Here is a 19,740-nt window from a genome sequence, read left to right on the forward strand (position 1 = left end):
TTCGTTGGCGCTTGGCCTTGTTCGGCTGCTGGATGCCGGCATCTTCCGGTGGCAGAATGCCACAAACTGCCACGGATCTGACGATGAACTCCAACTCCATCCGCATCGGCGCCGAGCTTTTCCGTACCGCACAGGAAGAGGGCGCGCTGATGTCGCGCTCTGCCGCACAGCAGGTCGAACATTGGGCGCGCATCGGTGCTGCGTTAGAGGCGTCTGGCATGTCCGTGGCACAGTTGAGCGAACTGCTGCAGGCCGGCATGGCAAAACAGGGAAAAGCGGAGGCTGGCGACGCAGCACTGTGGGCGTTCAAACGATCCAGGCAGGCACTCGACCTGGAGAACGTCCGATCAGGTCGGCTGTCAGGTGATCAACTGAGCTGGTTCGCCGGCGGCAAAGCCAAAGACCTGCGCCTCATCGACTCACCCTATTGACTCCCCCAGGGTGAGCACCGATCCGCAGCTTCCGCCGGACGAGGCACCACTCGATCAGGCCACCATCGACCTTTTCCTGTCCAGCATGGGGACCGCGCTGGTCCTTGTCGGTGGGCAGGCACTGGCCTTCTGGATGGACCGGTTCAAGATCCCTTCCGAAGGCGCCATGGTCTCCAACGACGGCGATGCGCTCGGCAAGCTTGCGCTGGCGCTTGACCTGGCGCTGGCGATGAAAGCGCGGGTGGAACTGCCAAAGAAGACCAGCCGCACCGCCATCGTGGCGCAGCTGCGGCTGCCCGTGGGCGAAGGCAAGGAGCGGAACATCGATGTCCTGCACCAGCTCTACACCATCAGCGGCCTGAAGAAATCCAGCGAGTTCACAGCCAACGTGATCAAGAACAGCGTGCAGGTCGAGTGGCGCCAGGACAAGTTCATTAAGGTGATGGAACCGTTCGATGTGCTGGAGTCGAGGGTTCAAAACGCCGTCGGCCTGTTCGACGAGAAAGGGTCGCATGTGCTGACCCAGGCCACCTGGGCCATCCAGGTGGCCAAGGCCGCGTTGATGAAACTCGCCCGCGACCCCGCATCGGAAGACAGGTTGGGCCGCAAGCTTCAGCGCATCTACAAGCTGGCCCATAGCCAGGTCGGAAAGCGTCTGTTGGCCGAGCACCAGATCGAGATCCTGGACGCTGTCGACGTGGCGTCGCTCCGATCGGCCGCTCCAGCACAAGGCCCGCAACTCGACGCAGTGGCAAGAGCCAAGGCAAAACGCGCAAGCCCCCTCGCTGCCTGATCCAACCCAGCAACCGCCGCGGATCCGGCTCCGCCGGTCCGCTGGTGGTGCCCCTGGAGGGGCGCGCGAATCGCGTAGGGGTGGTCGTCAATAAGGTCCTTTTTCCAACCACCGCTCCAGTTGCGGCAAGCGGTCCACACCCCAGAAGCGCTCACCTTCGACGATGAAGAACGGCGAGCCGAAAACGCCGCGGGCCTGGGCCACGTCGATCTCGGCCTTCAGGCGCGTCTTGGTCGTGCCGTCGGTCTGCACCGTGTGGAAGTCCGCCTCGGACATGCCGGCCTTGGTGGCCAGTTCCTGCAGCACCGCAGCGTCGGCAATGTTGCGGTCCTCGGTGAACAGCGCGCGGAACACGCCGTGCGCGAAGTCGCGTGCCTGCTGCGGCTGGCGGTCGCCCAGCCACTGGAACACACGGGCTGCAAGCTCGGTATGCAGGCTGGGGTGCGCCGGCGCCTTGTACGGCAGGCCGTAGTAGCCGGCCGAGCGCTCCACGTCGCGCATCACGTACTCGCTGCGCATCATGTGCGTGGGGATGCGGATGCGGTCCTGCGACTGGTAGGTCGCGTCGAGCACGATGGCATGCCAGATCGCATTGCGGCCGTGGCGCTCGGCAATCGCATCGATCAACTCGGACGCGAGGTAGCCGTAAGGCGAGGAAAAGTCGAAATAGAACTCGATCGGCGCGGGCATCGGGTCTCCGTGAAACGCTGTGGCGAAGCCATGAGGAAGAAGGCCAGGCAGGGCACCGGCCGGATGCGCGCACTATAGGGGCGCGACTGGGGCGTGGCCGTGAAATGCTGCGTCAATCCGGCATCTGGTACAGCGGAGCCCCCCTCCACCGGTGCGAACCCGGCGGCACACTGGGCGCATTGCAGTCTGCTCGCCCGGCCATGCCGCCGGCGCACTGGTCATGGACATCGCGTCGATCCACAACTTCTACGAAAAAGCCGTGTTCTCGACGGTGCGGGAACAGTCCCAACACTTCCCCCACCTGCAGGACAACGACGACGTGCTCGCCGACATCGCCTGCGTCGCCCTGAACCGCCTGCCCCCACGCTACATCCGCCACGACGTGGACCTGGCGTTCTTCCAGACCGAGCACGAGCGGACGGAATCCGAGCGCGCGGTGATGGAAGCCGTGGAGTTCGCCTACGGCTTCGTGCAAGCCCGCAACGCCATGCGGGCGCGGCGCTGACCTCTCAGGACCGGCTCTTCGCCTTTCTCGTCAGCACCGTCGGAAAACTCACCGGCAGCGTCGCCGGGAAATCGCGGCTGTAGTGCAGGCCGCGGCTTTCGTGGCGCATCAGCGCGGAGCGCACGATGAGTTCGGCGCAAACGACGAGGTTGCGCAGTTCCAGCAGGTCGCGGTTGACACGGAAGTTGGCGTAGTAGTCCTCGATCTCGTCCTTCAGCAGCTTGATGCGGTGCAGTGCCCGCTCCAGCCGCTTGGTGGTGCGGACGATGCCGACGTAGTTCCACATCAACAGGCGCAGCTCGTCCCAGTTGTGGGAGATGACGACCTGCTCGTCGGCGTTTTCGACCAGGCTCTCGTCCCAGGCGGGCAGCTTGGGGACTCGCGGCACGGCATCCTCCAGGATGGCCCTGGCGCAGGTCTGGCCGATGACCACGCATTCCAGCAGCGAGTTGCTGGCCAGGCGGTTGGCGCCGTGCAGGCCGGTGTAGGTGGCTTCGCCGACGGCGAACAGGCCTGGCACGTCGGCCCGGCCGGACAGGTCCGTCACCACGCCGCCGCAGGTGTAGTGCGCGGCCGGCACGACAGGGATGGGCTGCTTCGCAATGTCGATGCCCAGCGTCAGGCAGCGGGCGTGGATGTTGGGGAAGTGCTCTTTCAGGAAGGCCTCGCCGAGGTGGGTCGCGTCCAGCCAGACGTGGTCCACGCCGTGTTTCTTCATCTCGAAGTCGATCGCGCGGGCGACGATGTCGCGCGGCGCGAGTTCCAGCCGCTCGTCGTGCGCCGCCATGAAGCGTGCGCCCCAGGGTGATTCTTCCGACGGCACGCCCGGCAGCCGCAGCACCGCACCTTCACCGCGCATGGCCTCGGTGATCAGGAAGCTGCGCTCCTGCGGGTGGTAGAGGCAGGTCGGGTGGAACTGGATGAACTCCATGTTGGCGGCACGGCAGCCAGCGCGCCAGGCCATCGCGATGCCGTCGCCGGTGGCGGTGTCTGGGTTGCTGGTGTAGCGGTAGACCTTGCCGACACCACCGGTGGCCAGCACCACGGCACGGGCCGGCAGCGTCTCGACCCGCTGGGTGTCGATGTCCAGCGCGTAGATGCCGTGGCAACGCGGTGCACTGCCTTCGGACTGCTTCAGGTGGCGGTTGGTGATCAGGTCGACCGCCATCCAGCGCGCGCGCAGGTCCACCAGCGGATGCGCGCGGGCGCGGCCCAGCAGCGACTCGTGGATGGCCTTGCCGGTGGCGTCCGCCGCGTGGGCGATGCGGCGCACTGCGTGGCCGCCTTCACGCGTCAGGTGCAGGCCCAGCGGGCCGTCCGGGTCCGGCGAAAACGGCACGCCCTGCTCCACCAGCCAGCCCACCGCGCGCGCGCTGTGCTCGGCAATGAAACGCGCGGTGTCTTCGGCGACCAGGCCGGCGCCGGCGTCCTGCGTGTCGCGCACATGGGACTCGACGCTGTCGTCCGAACCCAGCACGCCGACGATGCCGCCCTGGGCCCAGGCCGTGGCGCCCTCGCCCAGGTCACGCTTGGCCAGCACGACAACGGGCTGGCCTTGCTCGGCCAGGTGCAGTGCCACCGTGAGCCCGGCCAGGCCGGCCCCGACGATGACCACCGGCAGCTCGCCGTTGACAGGAAAAGGCGAAATGCCGGCCGCGGCCGCAGAAGCTTGGGACATGGTGTGTGCAGCAAAGGGCGGGCTTCAGGCTTCGCCCATGAAAAAAGCGTGCGCCCATTCTAGGGACGCACGCTTGTCGCAGCCGGCAGCAGGGCCGCTGGCTGATTCAGCGCAAGCGCGGAGCGCTCAGTGCACCACGCGGCCGAAGTTGAACTGGCCGTCTTCCACGTCCACCGGCACCACATCCTTCGGGCCGAAGCGGCCTTGCAGGATCAGCTTGGCGACCGGGTTCTCGATGCGCTGCTGGATCGCGCGCTTCAGCGGCCGGGCGCCAAAGACGGGGTCGAAGCCGACCTTGGCAATCTCCGCCAGCGCCGCTTCCGAGACTTCCAGCTTCATGTCCATCTTGGCCAGCCGTGCATCCAGGCCTTGCAGCTGGATCTTGGCAATGGCGGCGATGTTCTTCTCGTCCAGCGCATGGAAGACCACGGTCTCGTCGATGCGGTTGAGGAACTCCGGCCGGAAGTGCGCCTTGACCTCGCCCCACACCGCCTCGCGGATCAGTTCCGGGTCCTGACCCTGCATCTGCATGATCATGTGCGAGCCGAGGTTGCTGGTCATCACGATGACGGTGTTCTTGAAGTCCACGGTGCGACCCTGGCCGTCGGTCAGCCGGCCATCGTCCAGCACCTGCAGCAGCACGTTGAACACGTCCGGGTGGGCCTTCTCCACTTCGTCGAGCAGCAGCACGCTGTAAGGCTTGCGCCGCACGGCCTCGGTCAGCGTGCCACCTTCCTCGTAGCCCACATAGCCTGGCGGCGCGCCGATCAACCGGCTCACCGAGTGCTTCTCCATGAACTCGCTCATGTCGATGCGCACCATGTGGTCCTCGCTGTCGAACAGGAAGCCGGCCAGCGCCTTGCACAGCTCGGTCTTGCCCACGCCGGTGGGCCCCAGGAACAGGAAGCTGCCCAGCGGCCGGTTCGGGTCGGACAGGCCGGCACGCGAACGGCGGATGGCATCCGCCACCGCGACGATGGCCTCGTCCTGGCCCACCACGCGCTCGTGCAGCTTGGTTTCCATCTGCAGCAGCTTGTCGCGCTCGCCCTGCATCAGCTTGGCGACCGGGATGCCGGTGGCGCGTGCCACGACCTCGGCGATCTCTTCGGCGCCGACCATGGTACGCAGCAACTGCGGCCGGCCGCTGCCGTCCTTCGCACCCTGCGCCTTGCCGGTCTCTGTGGCCTGCGCTTCCTTGTGCTTCTTCTCCAGCTCCGGCAGCTTGCCGTACTGCAGCTCGGCCACCTTGTTGAAGTCACCCTTGCGCTTCAATTCCTCGATCTGGAACTTGATGCGGTCGATCTCTTCCTTCAGGTGGGCCGAGCCTTGCGCAGCAGCCTTCTCCGCGGTCCAGATCTCTTCGAGGTCGTTGTACTCGCGCTGCAGCTTCAGCAGCTCTTCCTCGATCAGCGCCAGACGCTTCTGCGAGCCCTCGTCGTGCTCCTTCTTCATCGCCTCGCGCTCGATCTTCAGCTGGATCATGCGGCGGTCCAGCCGGTCCATGACCTCGGGCTTGGAGTCGATCTCGATCTTGATCTTGGCCGCGGCCTCGTCGATCAGGTCGATGGCCTTGTCGGGCAGGAAACGGTCGGTGATGTAGCGGTGGCTGAGCTCGGCCGCGGCGACGATGGCCGGGTCGGTGATCTCCACGCCATGGTGCACCTCGTACTTCTCCTGTAGGCCGCGCAGGATGGCAATCGTCGCCTCCACGGTCGGTTCGCCCACCAGCACCTTCTGGAAGCGGCGCTCCAGCGCAGCGTCCTTTTCGACGTACTTGCGGTATTCGTCCAGCGTGGTGGCGCCGATGCAATGCAATTCACCGCGCGCCAGCGCGGGTTTGAGCATGTTGCCGGCGTCCATCGCGCCTTCGGCCTTGCCCGCGCCCACCATGGTGTGCAGCTCGTCGATGAACAGGATGATGCGGCCTTCGTCCTGCGAGACTTCCTTCAGCACCGCCTTCAGCCGTTCCTCGAACTCGCCGCGGTACTTGGCACCGGCCAGCAAGCCGGCCATGTCCAGCACCAGCACACGCTTGTTCTTCAGGGTCTCGGGCACTTCGCCGTTGACGATGCGCTGCGCCAGGCCTTCGACGATGGCCGTCTTGCCCACGCCGGGTTCGCCGATCAGCACCGGGTTGTTCTTGCTGCGGCGCTGCAGCACCTGTATCGCGCGGCGGATCTCGTCGTCACGGCCGATCACCGGGTCCAGCTTACCCTGGCGGGCGCGTTCGGTGAGGTCCAGCGTGTACTTCTTCAGCGCCTCGCGCTGGCCCTCGGCTTCGGCCGAATCGACCGTCTGGCCGCCGCGCACTGCGGTGATCGCGGCTTCGAGTGCCTTGCGCGTCAGCCCGTGGCCGCGCACGATGCCGCCGATGTCGTTCTTCGCATCGGCCAGCGCCAGCAGGAACATTTCATTGGCGATGAACTGGTCGCCGCGCTGCATGGCTTCCTTGTCGGCCTGTTGCAGCAGTTGCACCAGCTCGCGGCCGGCCTGGACCTGCTGGTCACGGCCCTGCACGCTGGGCAGGCCGTTGATCGCCGTTTCCATTGCGGTGCGCAGCGCCGCGGTGTTGGCGCCGGCCCGGTCCAGCAAGGCCTTGGGGCCGTCTGGCTGGGCGAGCATGGCGGCCAGCACGTGGGCTGGCTCGATGTAGGGGTTGTCGCGCGCCACGGCCAGGCTTTGGGCCTCGGCGAGCGCCTGTTGGAATGCAGTGGTGAGTTTGTCGAGACGCATGGGAATGACCTCCAATTGCGTACGGACATGGGGCAAAGACGCCCTGTTTTCAAGTCCCGCCGCGGGTCTGCCAGCATTCGATGGCAAAGCCCGCACTCACGGCTTGCGCTGCATCAAGGCCAGCGCCGGATCACGCCCTGGCTACAGCGGCTCGCCCACCGCCCGGTAGTGACCCGACTGGAACACCAGCGGCGCGCCGGCATGATGCTGCAGCGCCAGCACCCTGCCAATGAACAGCACATGGTCACCGGCTTCCTGTGCGCTGTGCAGCTGGCAGGAAAAGTTTGCCAGCGCGCCTTCCAGCAGCGGCACGCCGCCGGGGCCGTCGTGCCAGGGGCCTTCGGCAAACCGGTCCGCGTGCGGCGTGGCAAAGCGGCGCGAAAGCTCCATCTGCCCCTGGCCCAGCACATTGATCGCAAAGTGCGAGGCCTGCTCGAAGATCGGCCGGTTCGGGCTGCCACTGCGCAGCGACCACAGCACCAGCGGCGGATCCAGCGACAGCGCATTGAACGAATTCGCCGTCAGCCCGACCGCGCGGCCGGCGGCGTCGCGGCAGGTGACGATGGTCACGCCCGTGGCAAAACGGCCCAGCGCGTGGCGCAGGTCCAGGGGATCGATCAGCCGTTCCATCAACATCAGACCGCGATGGTAAGGCGTTTACCCTCATTTTCCTCGCCAGGGACTTCGCCGCATCGCCAAGCCCGCGGCACTTTGCACCGGCTCTCAAGGGAACGCAGGGCCGCCCCAAGTTTCCTTGACCCCCTCGGGGGGCCTGGCGCGAGGCGTCGGGTCTGGGGGTGCTCTCAACCGGCCGCGGGCCCGTCGTTCACGTTGCGCATCGGCGTGGCCAGCAGCGCCACGCCGACCACAGCGACCAGCAGCCCGCCGCCCCCAAGGAACAGCGCATTCAGCGGCACCGCGCGCAGCAGCCAACCGGTGGCCGCGGCCGAGACTGGCGCCAGGCCCATGAAGATGAACATGAACAGGCTCATCGCCCGGCCCAGCATGGCCGGCGGCACGCGGCGCTGGATCCAGGTGAACACGGCCACCTGCATGAAGCCGCCCAGCGCGCCGATCAGCAGCAGCAGCCCCGCGCCCTGCCAGGTGGCAGTGATGCTGCCCATAGGCATGAACAGCAGGCCCACCGTCGCGTCCACCGCCAGCAGCGTCAGCCCCAGGCTGCGCAGCCGCCAGTGCGGCTTGGCGCCTGCCAGGCCCATGCCCAGCAGCGTGCCGGCACCATGTGCGGCCATCATGCTGCCCAGCGCTGCGGCCCCCAGTTGCGCTTGTTCCTTGGCCAGCACTGGCAATGCAATCTGCACCGGCCCGCTGATCAGCAAGGCCACCGCAGACCAGTAGAGCAAGCAGGTGCGCAGTTGCACATCCCGCCAAAAGGACTTCAGCCCGTCGGCCACCGCACCCAGCACCGAGGCCCCTGCCGGCATGGCCGGCTTGCCGCCCAGCATGTGCACCTTGCGCAGCGTCCAGATGGTGATGGCGAAGCTGAAGGCGTCCAGCGCAAACGCGGCCGCGAGACCGCGTGCATCCGTCAGCGCGCCCGCCTCATGGCCGGTGCCCAGCACGGCAATCATCAGCCCGGCCAGCAGCGGGCCGGCGAACATCGTCAGCTGGCGCAGGCCCAGCATCACGCTGTTGGCCGGCTGCAGCCACTCCCGCTGAACGACCTGCGGCAGCATGGACGTGCCGGCCGGGATGCTGAAAGCCGTGGCCAGGCCGATGCCCAGCGACAAGGCATACAAGCACGGCAGGTTCAGCGTGCCCGCCCAGACCATGCCCGCCAGCGTGCCCAGCAGCGCGGTGTTGACGTACTTGGTGACCATCATCACCTGCTTGGGCGAATGGCGGTCCACGAAGGCACCGCCGATCAGGATGAACAGCGCCCGCGGCACGCCCAGCATGGCCAGCACGATGCCCAGCACACGGGTGTCGGCCGTCATCTGCAGCACCAGCCAGGGCAAGCCGATCAGGGTGAACTGGTCGCCCAGCATCGAGATCAGGCCGCCGCTGAGCATCCAGCGGAAGTTGTGGTTGCGCAGCAGCGCTTGTCGCGGCGTGGGCGCGGCGGAAGGCGGGAGTGTTGGACTTGTCATGGCCGCGACTTTCCGGCCTGACGTGGCGTGAGGGTCAAGCCCCGTCGGGCACTGCCTGGTTCAGGAAGGCGCGCCGCTCGGGCGTCAGCGGGCCACCCAGTTGCAGCAGCGGCTCGGCTTCGAAGGCCTGGCGCAAGCGGTCGCGCAGCTTCGCATCGCCGCCGGTTGCCTGGTGCGACAGCTCGAACCAGCGGCGCGCCAGTGCCCTCACGGGCTCGCTGCCAGGCGCGGCCTTGGCGTCCATCAGGCCCTGCGCGTCGCTGGCCAGCTGGGCCCAGGCCTCGCGCGGCACATGGCCCAGCTGGCGCAAGTCGTCTTCGCTGAGGTAGCGCAGCATCAGCGACAGCCGCAGCTGCACCGCCGGCTCGATGAACTGCACCATGGCCAGCGATGGGCCGCCACCGAGTTGCAGGCCAGGGTCGCTGTGATAGGCCCGGCCCCAGCGCTCCATCATGTCGAAATCGCCCTGCATCCAGTCGCGCATCAGCGTCATCCAGCGCTGGGCCAGCGGCTGCACCTGCGGGTCCAGTGGGTCAACGCCGCGGTCCATCACCTCCTGGATTTCGGCGATCAGCTGCCACCAGTCGGTCGCCACGCTGGGCCAGCGGGCGAAGATGCGCCGCGTTTCGGACGGACTGAAATGCGCGTCGCAGACCGTCATCATCTGCAACGTGATCAGCAGCTCGTCCAGCTCCGGCCCCTGCCCTTCGTGGAAGCGCTGCTGCATCAGCTCCAGCCGCTGCTGCAGCGCCTGTGCCTGGCGGATCTGCTGCTGCAGGGCCAGCAGTTGGCGCTCGATGATCTGAGGCATCCGGGCGCCGTCTTCCGCCAGCAGCCGGCCGACTTCCTCCAACGTCAGCCCCAGGCCCTGCAGCGCCTGGATGGCATGCAGCCGCGCCACGTCGTCCTGGTTGTAGAGCCGGTAGTCGTTTTCGGCACGGGCCGACGGGCGCAGCAGGCCGATGCTGTCGTAATGGTGCAGCGTGCGCACCGTGAGGCCGGCGCGCCTGGCGAGTTCGCCGACCTTCAGCAGGGCCGCCATGCCCTGCTCAGCGCAGCACCAGCCGGCCGATGCCGAAGCCGGCGGCCGCGCAGGCCAGCGCGCCGAACAGGTGCGCCGCCGAATGCAGCAGCGCCATGCCGAACTGGCCGCGCTGCAACAGGCCCAGCGACTCGCCGGAGAAGGATGAAAAAGTGGTGAAGCCGCCCAGCACGCCGGTCACCAGCAGCAATCGCAACAACTCGTCCGGCGAGCGCGCGAACCAGACCAGCGCAAAGCCGATCAGCAAGCCGCCCACGCAGTTGACAAACAGCGTGCCCAGCGGGAAGCCGCCCCAGCTGCCGTTCAGCCACAGCGCCGCGCCCCAGCGCGCGAGCGCACCAACGGCCGAGCCGATGGCCACCGCCAGGGCCTGCAACAACGTTGGCGTCATGACGCCGGCGCCTCGCCCGCGGCGTTGCCAGCTGCGATGCCCCAGCGCGCCAGCGCTGCGTCGTCCGCCACGCGGGCGTCTACCCAGCGGCTGCCTTGCGGCGTGTCTTCCTTCTTCCAGAACGGGGCCTGGGTCTTCAGGTAGTCCATCAGGAATTCGCAGCCCTGAAATGCATCGCCCCGATGCGCCGCAGCGACCGCGACCAGCACGATCTGGTCCAGCGGCAGCAGCGGGCCCACGCGGTGCACCACGCGCGCCGCCAGCAAACCAAAGCGGGCCACAGCCTGGTCGACCATGGCCTCGATGGCCTTTTCGGTCATGCCGGGGTAGTGTTCCAGCGTCATGGCGCTGACCGCGGCGCCGTCGTTGCGGTCCCGCACCGTGCCGACAAAGCTGACCACCGCACCCACGCCAGCCAGGCCGGCGCGCAAGGCGGCCACTTCGGCGCTCAAGTCGAAGTCTTCGGTCTGGATGCTGACGCGGGGCATGGCCTCAGCCACCGGTGACCGGCGGGAAAAACGCCAGTTCGTCCCCGTCCGACAGCAGGGCGGACTCTTCGGCCAGTTGCTGGTTCAGCGCAGCGCGCACCGCCCTGCCCTGCGCCAGCTTGCCGGCAAAGGGCTCGCCCCGCGCGACCAGCGCGGCGCGCGCGGCGGAGATGCTGCTGCCGGCCGGCAGGCTCAGCGCCTGTTCGGCGCCCAGGGCCTCGCGCAGGGATGCGAAAAACTTCAGCTGGATGGTGATCATGGTCACGCCGCGATCAGGTTGGCCAGCGGCAGGAAGCGCACGGTGTCGCCGCGCACAATCGCCCGGCCGGCGGGGTTGTCCACCAGGCCATCGGCCCATACGGTGGAGGTGAGCACGCCCGAGCCCTGGTTGTCGAACAGCACCAGTTCACCTTCGGGCGTGATCTGCACCCGCAGGAACTCGCGCCGCTTGTCGGCCCTGGGCCAGTCGAAGGCGGCGCGCAGCGGCAGGCTTTGCGGCAGCGTGGCCGGCATGCCTTGCAGCGCCCGCAGCACCGGCGCCACCGTCACCAGGAAGGTCACGAAGCTGGAGACCGGGTTGCCCGGCAGGCCGATGAACAAGGCTTCGCCGCTGGCATCGTCGTCGCCACGGCGGATGGCGCCAAACGCCAGCGGCTTGCCGGGCTTGATGGCGATCTGCCACAGGTCCAGCCGGCCTTCGGCCTGGGCGGCCGGGCGCAAATGGTCTTCCTCGCCGACGGAAACGCCGCCGGAGGTCACGATCAGGTCCGCATCGTGCGCGGCGGTGCGCAGCGCGGCGCGTGTCGCGTCCAGCCGGTCGGGCACGATGCCCAGGTCCTGCACCTCGCAGCCGGCCGCCTGCAGCAGCGCACGCAGCGTGAAGCGATTGGAGTTGTAGATGGCGCCGGGCTTCAGCGGCTCGCCGGGCATGGCGAGTTCGTCGCCGGTCGAGAACAGCGCCACGCGCGGGCGGCGCAGCACCGGCAACTCGGCCAGGCCCACCGCCGCCGCCAGGCCCAGCGCCTGCGGCGTGAGCCGCGTGCCGGCTCGAAGCACGGTGGCGCCAATCGCCACGTCTTCGCCACGCCGGCGTATGGCTTGCCCGAGCTTGGGCTGCGCAGCGAGCGAAATGCGCACTCGCGCCACGTCACCCGCCACGTCCACCGCAGCCGGCAGGGCTTCGCAGATCTCCTGCATCAGCACCGTGTCCGCACCGGCTGGCACCTGGGCGCCGGTGAAGATGCGCGCCGCGGTGCCAGGCACCAGCGGCTGGCCAGGTGCACCAGCGGCAATGCGCTGGCTGATGGGCAGCACCGCCGCGCCGTACGCCCCCGGCAACAAGTCCGCGAAGCGAACCGCGTAGCCGTCCATCGCGCTGTTGTCGGCGGGCGGCACGTCCAGCGTGGACTGCACCGGCGAGGCCAGCACACGGCCCAGCGCCTGCGCGGTCGGCACGGCTTCCTGCGCCTGCAGGCGGTGCTGGGCCGCAGCAGACGTGAGGCGCTGCAGCGCCTCGTCCAGGGTCATCATCGGCGGGTGGGCAGCGGTGGTGCTCATGGCGGTCAGGCGCAATGCTGCTCGATGAGGGACTTGACTGCGGCAACGTCGGGCTTCATCACGCTGAAGCGCTTGGGCAGCAGTTCGATGTCGGCCAAGGCCGCGGGCCGGCTCGGCTCCCGGCCCAGCGCTTCGCGGATGGTCTCGGCGAACTTGGCCGGCAGCGCGGTCTCCAGCACGATCATCGGCACGCCGGCTTCGACGTGCTCGGCAGCGACCTTCACGCCATCGGCCGTGTGCGGGTCGATCATGTCGTGGTGCTGCTGCCAGGTGGCACGGATGGTCGCCACGCGGTCGGCATGCGTGCTCTTGCCGGAGACAAATCCGAACTCGGCGAAGCGGGCTTTTTCTGCGGCCGACAGCGTGAAGCTGCCTTCGCGGAACAGCGTGCGGGTGCGCTCTGCCGCTCCTGCGTCATGGCCCAGCAGGTCGAAGATGAAGCGCTCGAAGTTCGAGGCCTTGGAAATGTCCATTGACGGGCTGCTGGTCTCGTAGGTGTCTGCGCTGCCACGCACCCGGTAGGTGCCGGTGCGGAAGAACTCGTCCAGCACATCGTTCTCGTTGGTGGCCACGACCAGCTGCTTGATCGGCAGGCCCATCATGCGGGCGACGTGGCCGGCGCAGACGTTGCCGAAATTGCCCGAGGGCACGGCAAAGCTGACCTGCTCGCTGTCCTGCTTCGTCGCTTGAAAGTACCCGGCGAAATAGTAGACGACCTGCGCCAGCAGGCGCGCCCAGTTGATCGAGTTGACGGTGCCGATCTTGTGCTGGCGCTTGAAGGCCAGGTCGTTCGACACGGCCTTGACGATGTCCTGCGCATCGTCGAACACGCCCTCCACGGCGATGTTGTGGATGTTCTCGTCCTGCAGGCTGAACATCTGCGCCTGCTGGAACGGGCTCATGCGGCCATGTGGGCTGAGCATGAAGACGCGCACGCCGCGCTTGCCGCGCATCGCGTATTCGGCCGCGCTGCCGGTGTCGCCCGAGGTGGCGCCGAGGATGTTGAGCTGTTCGCCGCGGCGCGCCAGTTCGTACTCGAACAGGTTGCCCAGCAGTTGCATCGCCATGTCCTTGAAGGCCAGCGTCGGGCCGTTGGACAGGGCTTCGATCTGCAGCCCGCTGTCGCCCAACGCGCGCAGCGGCACGATGGCTTCGCTGCCAAACACGGCGGGGGTGTAGGTCTTGTGGACCAAGGCTTTCAGGTCGGCGGCGGGAATGTCGTCGATGTAGAGCGACAGGATCTCGAAGGCCAGTTCTGCATACGACAGGCCGCGCCAGCGCGCCAGCGTCGTGCTGTCGACCTTCGGGTAGACGACAGGCAGGTAGAGCCCGCCATCGGGCGCCAGGCCTTCGAGCAGGATCTCGCAGAAGCGGCGCTCGGTCTTGTCGCCACGGGTGCTGATGTAAAGCATGGGCGTTGTCCGGCTCAGGCGAGCTCTTCCTTGCGGATGCTGACGATGGGCCCCAGCACGGTGGGCAGGGCCTGCATCTGCGCCAGCGCGGCGCGCATGCGGCCTTCCAGCGTGTCGTGCGTCAGGATGATCAGGTCGGTCTGCTTCTCGCCTTCGTTGGACTCCCGCTGCAGCACGGCATCGATGGACAGGTTGTGCTCGGCCAGGATGGTGGTGATGCTGGACAGCACGCCCGGCTCGTCGGCCACACGCAGGCGCAGGTAGAACGAGGTCTGCACTTCGCTCAGCGGCAGGATGGGCGTGTCGGCCAGCGCGTCCGGCTGGAAGGCCAGGTGCGGCACGCGGTGGTCCGGGTCGGCGGTGTGCAGGCGGGTGATGTCGACCAGGTCGGCCACCACGGCCGAAGCGGTGGGTTCGGCGCCTGCGCCCTTGCCGTAATACAGCGTGGTGCCGACGGCATCGCCCTGCACCACCACGGCGTTCATCGCGCCTTCGACGTTGGCGATCAGGCGCTTGGCCGGCACCAGCGTGGGGTGCACCCGCAATTCAATCCCGCTGTCACGCCGGCGCGTGATGCCCAGCAGCTTGATGCGGTAGCCGAGCTGTTCGGCGTAGCGGATGTCGGTCGCCTGCAGCTGGGTGATGCCTTCGATGTGGGCCTTGGCGAACTGCACTGGCACGCCGAACGCGATGGCGCTCATGATGGTCAGCTTGTGCGCGGCGTCCACGCCTTCGATGTCGAAGGTCGGGTCGGCTTCGGCATAGCCCAGGCGCTGGGCTTCCTTCAGCACGGTGGCGAAGTCCAACCCCTTGTCGCGCATCTCGCTGAGGATGAAGTTCGTCGTGCCGTTGATGATGCCGGCGATCCATTCGATGCGGTTGCCGGTCAGGCCCTCGCGCAGCGCCTTGATGATGGGAATGCCGCCGGCGACAGCAGCCTCGAAGCCGACCATCACGCCCTTGGCATGCGCAGCGGCGAAGATCTCCGTGCCGTGCACCGCCAGCAGCGCCTTGTTGGCCGTGACCACGTGCTTGCCGGCGGCAATGGCTTCGAGCACCAGTTCCTTGGCCAGCGTGGTGCCGCCAACCAGCTCGATGACGATGTCGATGGCCGGGTTGGCAATGATGTCGCGCGCATTGGCGACGACCTCGGCCTTGTCGCCGACGATGGCGCGGGCCTGGTCCAGGTTGCGCCGGTTGACGGCGACCAGCTCGATGCCACGGCCGGCCCGGCGACGAATCTCTTCCTGGTTGCGGGAGAGCACGTGGAAGACGCCGGCACCGACGGTGCCCAGGCCAATCAGGCCAACCTGGATGGGTTTCATGAAAACAATGCTCGTGGAAAAAACTCAGGCGGAATGTCGCTTGCGATAGCCGTCAAGGAAGCGGGCGATGCGGCCCACGGCTTCGGTGAGGTCGTCGGTGTTGGGCAGGAAGACGACGCGGAAATGGTCCGGCGCGATCCAGTTGAAACCGGTGCCCTGTACGATCAGCACCTTTTCCTCGGCCAGCAGTTCGTAGGCGAACTGCTGGTCGTCGGCGATGGGGTACAGCTTCGGGTCCAGTCGCGGGAACATGTAGAGCGCAGCCTTGGGCTTGACGACACTGACGCCCGGGATCTGGGTCAGCAGTTCGTAGGCCAGGTCGCGTTGGCGTGCCAGCCGGCCGCCAGGCGCCACCAGGTCCTTGATGCTCTGATAGCCGCCGAGTGCGGTCTGGATCGCGAGCTGGCCAGGCGTGTTGGCGCAAAGGCGCATGGAGGCCAGCATGTTCAGGCCCTCGATGTAGTCCTTGGCGCGCTTCTTGTTGCCCGAGACGATCATCCAGCCAGCCCGGTAGCCGCAGGAACGGTAGTTCTTGCTCAGGCCGTTGAAGGTCAGGAACAGCACGTCGTCGGCCAGCGAGGCGATGCTGGTGTGCGTGGCGCCGTCGTACAAGGTCTTGTCGTAGATCTCGTCGGAGAAGACGACCAGCTCGTGCTCGCGCGCGATGTCGACCATGCCTTGCAGGATCTCGTCGGGATAGAGCGCACCGGTGGGATTGTTGGGGTTGATCAGCACCAGCGCCTTGGTGCGCGGCGTGATCTTGGCGCGCATGTCGGCCAGGTCCGGCAGCCAGCCAGAGCCTTCGTCGCAGTGATAGTGCACCGGCGTGCCACCCGAGAGCGACACCACTGCGGTGTAGAGCGGATAGTCGGGCGACGGGATCAGCACTTCGTCGCCACTGTCCAGCAGCGCGTTCATGCTCATCGAGATCAGTTCGGAGGCGCCATTGCCGAGGTAGACATCGTCCACCGTGACGCCGGCGATCTTCTTTTCCTGGCAGTAGTGCACCACCGCCTTGCGCGGCGCAAACAGGCCTTTGGAATCGGTGTACCCGGCGGCATTGGGCAGGTTGCGGATCATGTCCTGCACGATCTCGTCGGGCGGCTCCAGGCCAAACGCGGCCACGTTGCCAATGTTCAGCTTGATGATCTTGTGGCCCTCTTCCTCCATCTGCCTGGCTTTGTCCAGCACAGGGCCACGGATGTCGTAGCCAACGTTGGCGAGCTTGCTGGACTTGGCAATCGGTTTCAAACCGTTGTCTCCTGTGGGAAACCTATAATTTAACCATAGACACCCTGTGAAAAGGCCTGTTCCGAGGCCTTCGCAACAAGCGAAGCCAAGCCTGCCGAAACACGTAGCCGCAGCCCACGCTGCCATCTGCCGCTGGCCGCTCAGGTCACCCCAACGCCCAAAGGAAGTCGATTGAAATTCCAGCCCGATCAACTCGAAGGCGTGAATGCCATCTCCCGGCTTGATGCCGACCGCCTGTGGGTGCACCAGACGCCGTTCACGCACAGCGTGCTGGTGCCCTGGCACGGCGAAGTCCAGCCCTGGCATGCCAACTCGCCGGCCGAACTGACCGCTGCGCACTTCGAGCAGATCCTGACGCTGCAGCCCGAACTGGTGATCTTCGGCAGCGGGCCCAAGCTGTCGTTTGTCCCGCCGCAGCTGTACCGCGCGCTGATCGAGCGGCGCATCGGAATCGAAACCATGGACACCGGCGCCGCCTGCCGCACCTACAACGTGCTGGTCAACGAGGGCCGCAAGGTGGTGGGCGCAATCCTGTTGGCGCCGGCCGCCTGAAGCTCGATTCAGGGCTGACCCCGAGACATTCTGGTGCGAGCCGGAGCCAGGAATATGTCCGCTTCAATCTATAATGTCGAGTGATGCCTCCCGGGGCGCCCGCTAGAAGACACGATCCTCATGACGCCAGCCCTCAATAAACATCTTCCGGAAATTGAAGCGCAAGCCACCGGCGGTGTGAAGTTCACCCCGCAGGCGTTTCACGGTCGGGCCGTGGTCCTGTATTTCTATCCCAAGGACAACACGCCCGGTTGCACGACCGAAGCCATGCAGTTCCGCGACCAGCACAAGGAATTTGTCAAGGCTGGTGCGGTTGTATTTGGTGTGTCGCGCGACAACATGGCTTCGCACGACAAGTTCAAGCAAAACCTTGAATTGCCCTTCGAGCTGATTGCAGACACCGAAGAAAAGCTGTGCCACATGTTTGGCGTGGTCAAGAACAAGATCATGTATGGGAAGAAGGTCAAGGGCATTGAACGCTCCACCTTCCTGATCGACGAAAAAGGCGTGCTGCGCGCCGAGTGGCGCGGCATCAAGGTCGCGGGCCACGTGGACGAAGTACTGAAGGCGCTGAAGGAACTGAAAACAGCAGCCTGAAAGCCAGCGGCGCAAGCCGCTTTCCAGGGCCGGCGAGTTGTGCATAATGGGTTCATGCCCGAGATCAACGCGTCGCGCATCCAGCCAAAAGCCGCACAGCTTCCTGTGCGGCTTTTTTGTTTCTGAACCTGCTTTCGATCCAATCACCGCTGTCCATGCCTCTGCCCAAGCCCCCTGCCTCTCGCGCATCCTTCCTCCCCGCTGCCGCTTACGACACCCAGGCAGCACCCAAGCCCTCCCGCCAGCCCACCAAGGCCGCCGCACCGGCGGCCGACGAACGCACGCCAGCACTCGAACTGCGCGCCGACCCGGCGCCGGTTGCCGCCGCGCCCACCGGCATGCCCACGAAGGCCGCGGCCAAGAAGAGCACCGCCCCGGCTCGCCCGGCGGCCCAATCCAAACCCCGCAAGCCGCGCCACACCGGCCCGGCCAAGCTGTTCGTGCTGGACACCAACGTGCTGATGCACGACCCGATGTCGATCTACCGCTTCGACGAGCACGACATCTACCTGCCGATGATCACGCTCGAAGAGCTCGACGGCCACAAGAAGGGCATGAGCGAGGTCTCGCGCAACGTGCGCCAGGTCAGCCGCGAGCTCGATGCGCTGGCCGGCGACAGCCTGGACCCGGCTGCAGGTGTGCCGCTGGCCAAGACCGGCCACCGCGAAGCCGGCGGCAAGCTGTTCTTCCAGACCACCTTCCTGGACGCCAAACTGCCGGCCGGCCTGCCGCAGGGCAAGGCCGACAACCAGATCCTGGGTGTGGTGCAGTCGCTGCGCGAGCAGCACAGCAAGGAGCGCGAGGTCGTGCTGGTGTCCAAGGACATCAACATGCGCATCAAGGCCCGTGCGATGGGCCTGGCTGCCGAGGACTATTTCAACGACAAGACGCTGGAAGACGGCGACCTGCTCTACACCGGCGTGATGGCCTTGCCGGCGGACTTCTGGGAGCGCCATGGCAAGACCATGGAAAGCTGGAACCAGGGCGGCCACACCTTCTACCGCATCAGCGGCCCGCTGGTGCCGGTGCTGATGGTCAACCAGTTTGTCTTCCTGGAAGTGCCGGGCGAAGCGCCGCTGTACGCGCGCGTCAACGAGATCACCGGCAAGACGGCCGTGCTGAAGACGCTGCGCGACTACACGCATGCCAAAAACTCGATCTGGGGCGTGACTGCACGCAACCGCGAGCAGAACTTTGCGCTGAACCTGCTGATGGACCCGGAGTGCGACTTCATCACACTGACCGGCACCGCAGGCACCGGCAAGACGCTGATGACGCTGGCCGCGGGCTTGAGCCAGGTGATGGAAGACCGCCGCTACACCGAGATCATCGTGACCAGGGTCACCGTGCCTGTGGGTGAAGACATTGGCTTCCTGCCCGGCAACGAGGAAGAAAAGATGGGCCCATGGATGGGCGCACTGGACGACAACCTGGAAGTGCTGGCCAAGAGCGACAACTCGGCCGGCGAATGGGGCCGCGCCGCGACCAACGACCTGGTGCGCTCGAAGATCAAGATCAAGAGCCTGAACTTCATGCGCGGCCGCACCTTCCTGAACAAGTTCGTCATCATCGACGAGGCGCAGAACCTGACGCCCAAGCAGATGAAGACCTTGATCACCCGCGCGGGCCCGGGCACCAAGATCGTCTGCCTGGGCAACCTGGCACAGATCGACACGCCTTACCTCACCGAAGGCTCGTCCGGCCTGACCTTCGCAGTCGACCGCTTCAAGGGCTGGCCGCACTCGGGCCACATCACGCTGGCCCGAGGCGAACGCTCGCGCCTGGCGGACTTTGCCTCCGAGGTGCTCTAACACACCGCTGAAGCCGGTCGGCACCCGGGTAAACCGGGCTCACATTCAAAACGGGGCCGATCGACCCCGTTTTGCTGTGCAGTGCAGCAAAAACATGACTTCATCTGCCAACCCCAGGTCCACGAGTCAACAAGGCATTGGTGACAAAAAGCTGCGGCAATCTGTGCTAAGGGTTTGTCAGGCATGATTTTTCCTGGCTTTTTCGGCTTGACACCCCTAGCTTGCTTGTCTATTCTTGCCCGCGTGCATTCTCCTGAGTTCCCCGCTGGCCGGGTCAGCCAGCCGAGTCCCCGACTCGTCTTGTTGTGCTTGTTTTCGCTGCTGATGCTGCTCTTTGCGAGCCAGGCAGTCCAAGCCGCCCCTGACGCCGCCA

At 66.4% G+C, this 19,740-nt stretch carries 19 protein-coding genes; 6 read left to right on the forward strand and 13 right to left on the reverse strand.

Annotation, left to right across the window (positions count from 1 at the left end; translation table 11 throughout):
• The first annotated feature begins 83 nt into the window (after positions 1 to 83).
• Together LRH25_RS21680 and LRH25_RS21685 are read left to right on the forward strand one after the other, a co-directional pair.
• The gene (locus LRH25_RS21680; protein WP_170200938.1) at positions 84 to 431 is read left to right on the forward strand and encodes a TA system antitoxin ParD family protein; all 348 of its coding nucleotides are present in this window, start codon (positions 84 to 86) and stop codon (positions 429 to 431) included.
• Between the two features lie 10 nt (positions 432 to 441).
• Positions 442 to 1,224 carry a hypothetical protein gene (locus LRH25_RS21685; RefSeq protein WP_141288695.1) on the forward strand — a complete coding sequence of 261 codons (783 nt, stop codon included), beginning with the start codon at positions 442 to 444 and terminating at the stop codon, positions 1,222 to 1,224.
• A gap of 87 nt (positions 1,225 to 1,311) precedes the next feature.
• Here LRH25_RS21685 and LRH25_RS21690 read toward each other — a convergent pair whose 3' ends face one another.
• Positions 1,312 to 1,914 (reverse strand): 2-hydroxychromene-2-carboxylate isomerase, encoded by a 603-nt coding sequence (locus LRH25_RS21690; RefSeq protein WP_141288693.1) that lies wholly within the window; start codon positions 1,912 to 1,914, stop codon positions 1,312 to 1,314.
• Positions 1,915 to 2,134: 220 nt separating this feature from the next.
• Here LRH25_RS21690 and LRH25_RS21695 point away from each other — a divergent pair, with 220 nt between their 5' ends.
• On the forward strand, positions 2,135 to 2,419 hold the full coding sequence (locus LRH25_RS21695; protein WP_310733343.1) for a late competence development ComFB family protein: 285 nt from the start codon (positions 2,135 to 2,137) through the stop codon (positions 2,417 to 2,419).
• Positions 2,420 to 2,423: 4 nt separating this feature from the next.
• Here the strand turns inward: LRH25_RS21695 and nadB are convergent, their stop codons facing one another.
• The 12 genes from nadB to LRH25_RS21755 all read right to left on the reverse strand — a co-directional run bounded on the left by nadB (position 2,424) and on the right by LRH25_RS21755 (position 16,407).
• Positions 2,424 to 4,097, reverse strand: a complete 1,674-nt coding sequence (gene nadB / locus LRH25_RS21700) for an L-aspartate oxidase (RefSeq protein ID WP_231012187.1) — start codon at positions 4,095 to 4,097, stop codon at positions 2,424 to 2,426.
• Between the two features lie 126 nt (positions 4,098 to 4,223).
• Positions 4,224 to 6,830 (reverse strand): ATP-dependent chaperone ClpB, encoded by a 2,607-nt coding sequence (gene clpB, locus LRH25_RS21705; RefSeq protein WP_141288930.1) that lies wholly within the window; start codon positions 6,828 to 6,830, stop codon positions 4,224 to 4,226.
• Between the two features lie 141 nt (positions 6,831 to 6,971).
• Complete coding sequence (locus tag LRH25_RS21710; RefSeq protein WP_231012188.1) at positions 6,972 to 7,460, reverse strand: flavin reductase family protein; 489 nt, start codon at positions 7,458 to 7,460, stop codon at positions 6,972 to 6,974.
• Between the two features lie 173 nt (positions 7,461 to 7,633).
• The gene (locus LRH25_RS21715; protein ID WP_141288934.1) at positions 7,634 to 8,941 is read right to left on the reverse strand and encodes an MFS transporter; all 1,308 of its coding nucleotides are present in this window, start codon (positions 8,939 to 8,941) and stop codon (positions 7,634 to 7,636) included.
• Positions 8,942 to 8,975: 34 nt separating this feature from the next.
• On the reverse strand, positions 8,976 to 9,983 hold the full coding sequence (locus LRH25_RS21720) for a MerR family transcriptional regulator (protein WP_231012189.1): 1,008 nt from the start codon (positions 9,981 to 9,983) through the stop codon (positions 8,976 to 8,978).
• A gap of 7 nt (positions 9,984 to 9,990) precedes the next feature.
• A complete protein-coding gene (locus tag LRH25_RS21725) occupies positions 9,991 to 10,374 on the reverse strand; it encodes a CrcB family protein (protein ID WP_231012191.1) in 384 nt (127 codons plus the stop codon).
• Entirely contained in the window at positions 10,371 to 10,862 is a 492-nt protein-coding gene (locus LRH25_RS21730) for a molybdenum cofactor biosynthesis protein MoaE (RefSeq protein WP_231012193.1), read from the reverse strand. Before LRH25_RS21730 ends, LRH25_RS21725 begins: the two co-directional genes overlap by 4 nt.
• Positions 10,863 to 10,866: 4 nt before the next feature.
• A complete protein-coding gene (locus LRH25_RS21735; protein ID WP_231012206.1) occupies positions 10,867 to 11,121 on the reverse strand; it encodes a MoaD/ThiS family protein in 255 nt (84 codons plus the stop codon).
• A 2-nt stretch (positions 11,122 to 11,123) separates the two neighbouring features.
• Positions 11,124 to 12,419 carry a molybdopterin molybdotransferase MoeA gene (locus tag LRH25_RS21740; protein ID WP_231012194.1) on the reverse strand — a complete coding sequence of 432 codons (1,296 nt, stop codon included), beginning with the start codon at positions 12,417 to 12,419 and terminating at the stop codon, positions 11,124 to 11,126.
• A gap of 5 nt (positions 12,420 to 12,424) precedes the next feature.
• Positions 12,425 to 13,831: a threonine synthase gene (gene thrC / locus LRH25_RS21745; RefSeq protein WP_141287689.1), complete on the reverse strand. Its 1,407-nt coding sequence runs from the start codon at positions 13,829 to 13,831 to the stop codon at positions 12,425 to 12,427.
• A gap of 14 nt (positions 13,832 to 13,845) precedes the next feature.
• Positions 13,846 to 15,156 carry a homoserine dehydrogenase gene (locus LRH25_RS21750; protein WP_141287688.1) on the reverse strand — a complete coding sequence of 437 codons (1,311 nt, stop codon included), beginning with the start codon at positions 15,154 to 15,156 and terminating at the stop codon, positions 13,846 to 13,848.
• Positions 15,157 to 15,180: 24 nt separating this feature from the next.
• Complete coding sequence (locus LRH25_RS21755; protein ID WP_141287687.1) at positions 15,181 to 16,407, reverse strand: pyridoxal phosphate-dependent aminotransferase; 1,227 nt, start codon at positions 16,405 to 16,407, stop codon at positions 15,181 to 15,183.
• A gap of 171 nt (positions 16,408 to 16,578) precedes the next feature.
• Here LRH25_RS21755 and LRH25_RS21760 point away from each other — a divergent pair, with 171 nt between their 5' ends.
• The 3 genes from LRH25_RS21760 to LRH25_RS21770 all read left to right on the forward strand — a co-directional run bounded on the left by LRH25_RS21760 (position 16,579) and on the right by LRH25_RS21770 (position 19,367).
• Positions 16,579 to 16,959 (forward strand): Mth938-like domain-containing protein, encoded by a 381-nt coding sequence (locus LRH25_RS21760; RefSeq protein ID WP_141287686.1) that lies wholly within the window; start codon positions 16,579 to 16,581, stop codon positions 16,957 to 16,959.
• Between the two features lie 120 nt (positions 16,960 to 17,079).
• Positions 17,080 to 17,556, forward strand: coding sequence for a peroxiredoxin (locus tag LRH25_RS21765; protein ID WP_141287685.1), 477 nt, complete (start codon positions 17,080 to 17,082; stop codon positions 17,554 to 17,556).
• 155 nt (positions 17,557 to 17,711) lie between these two features.
• Positions 17,712 to 19,367 (forward strand): PhoH family protein, encoded by a 1,656-nt coding sequence (locus LRH25_RS21770; RefSeq protein WP_141287684.1) that lies wholly within the window; start codon positions 17,712 to 17,714, stop codon positions 19,365 to 19,367.
• The last annotated feature ends 373 nt before the right edge of the window (positions 19,368 to 19,740 follow it).

The organism is Ideonella azotifigens (genome assembly GCF_021043325.1).
In the GTDB taxonomy this organism is placed as follows: Bacteria; Pseudomonadota; Gammaproteobacteria; order Burkholderiales; family Burkholderiaceae_C; genus Ideonella; species Ideonella azotifigens.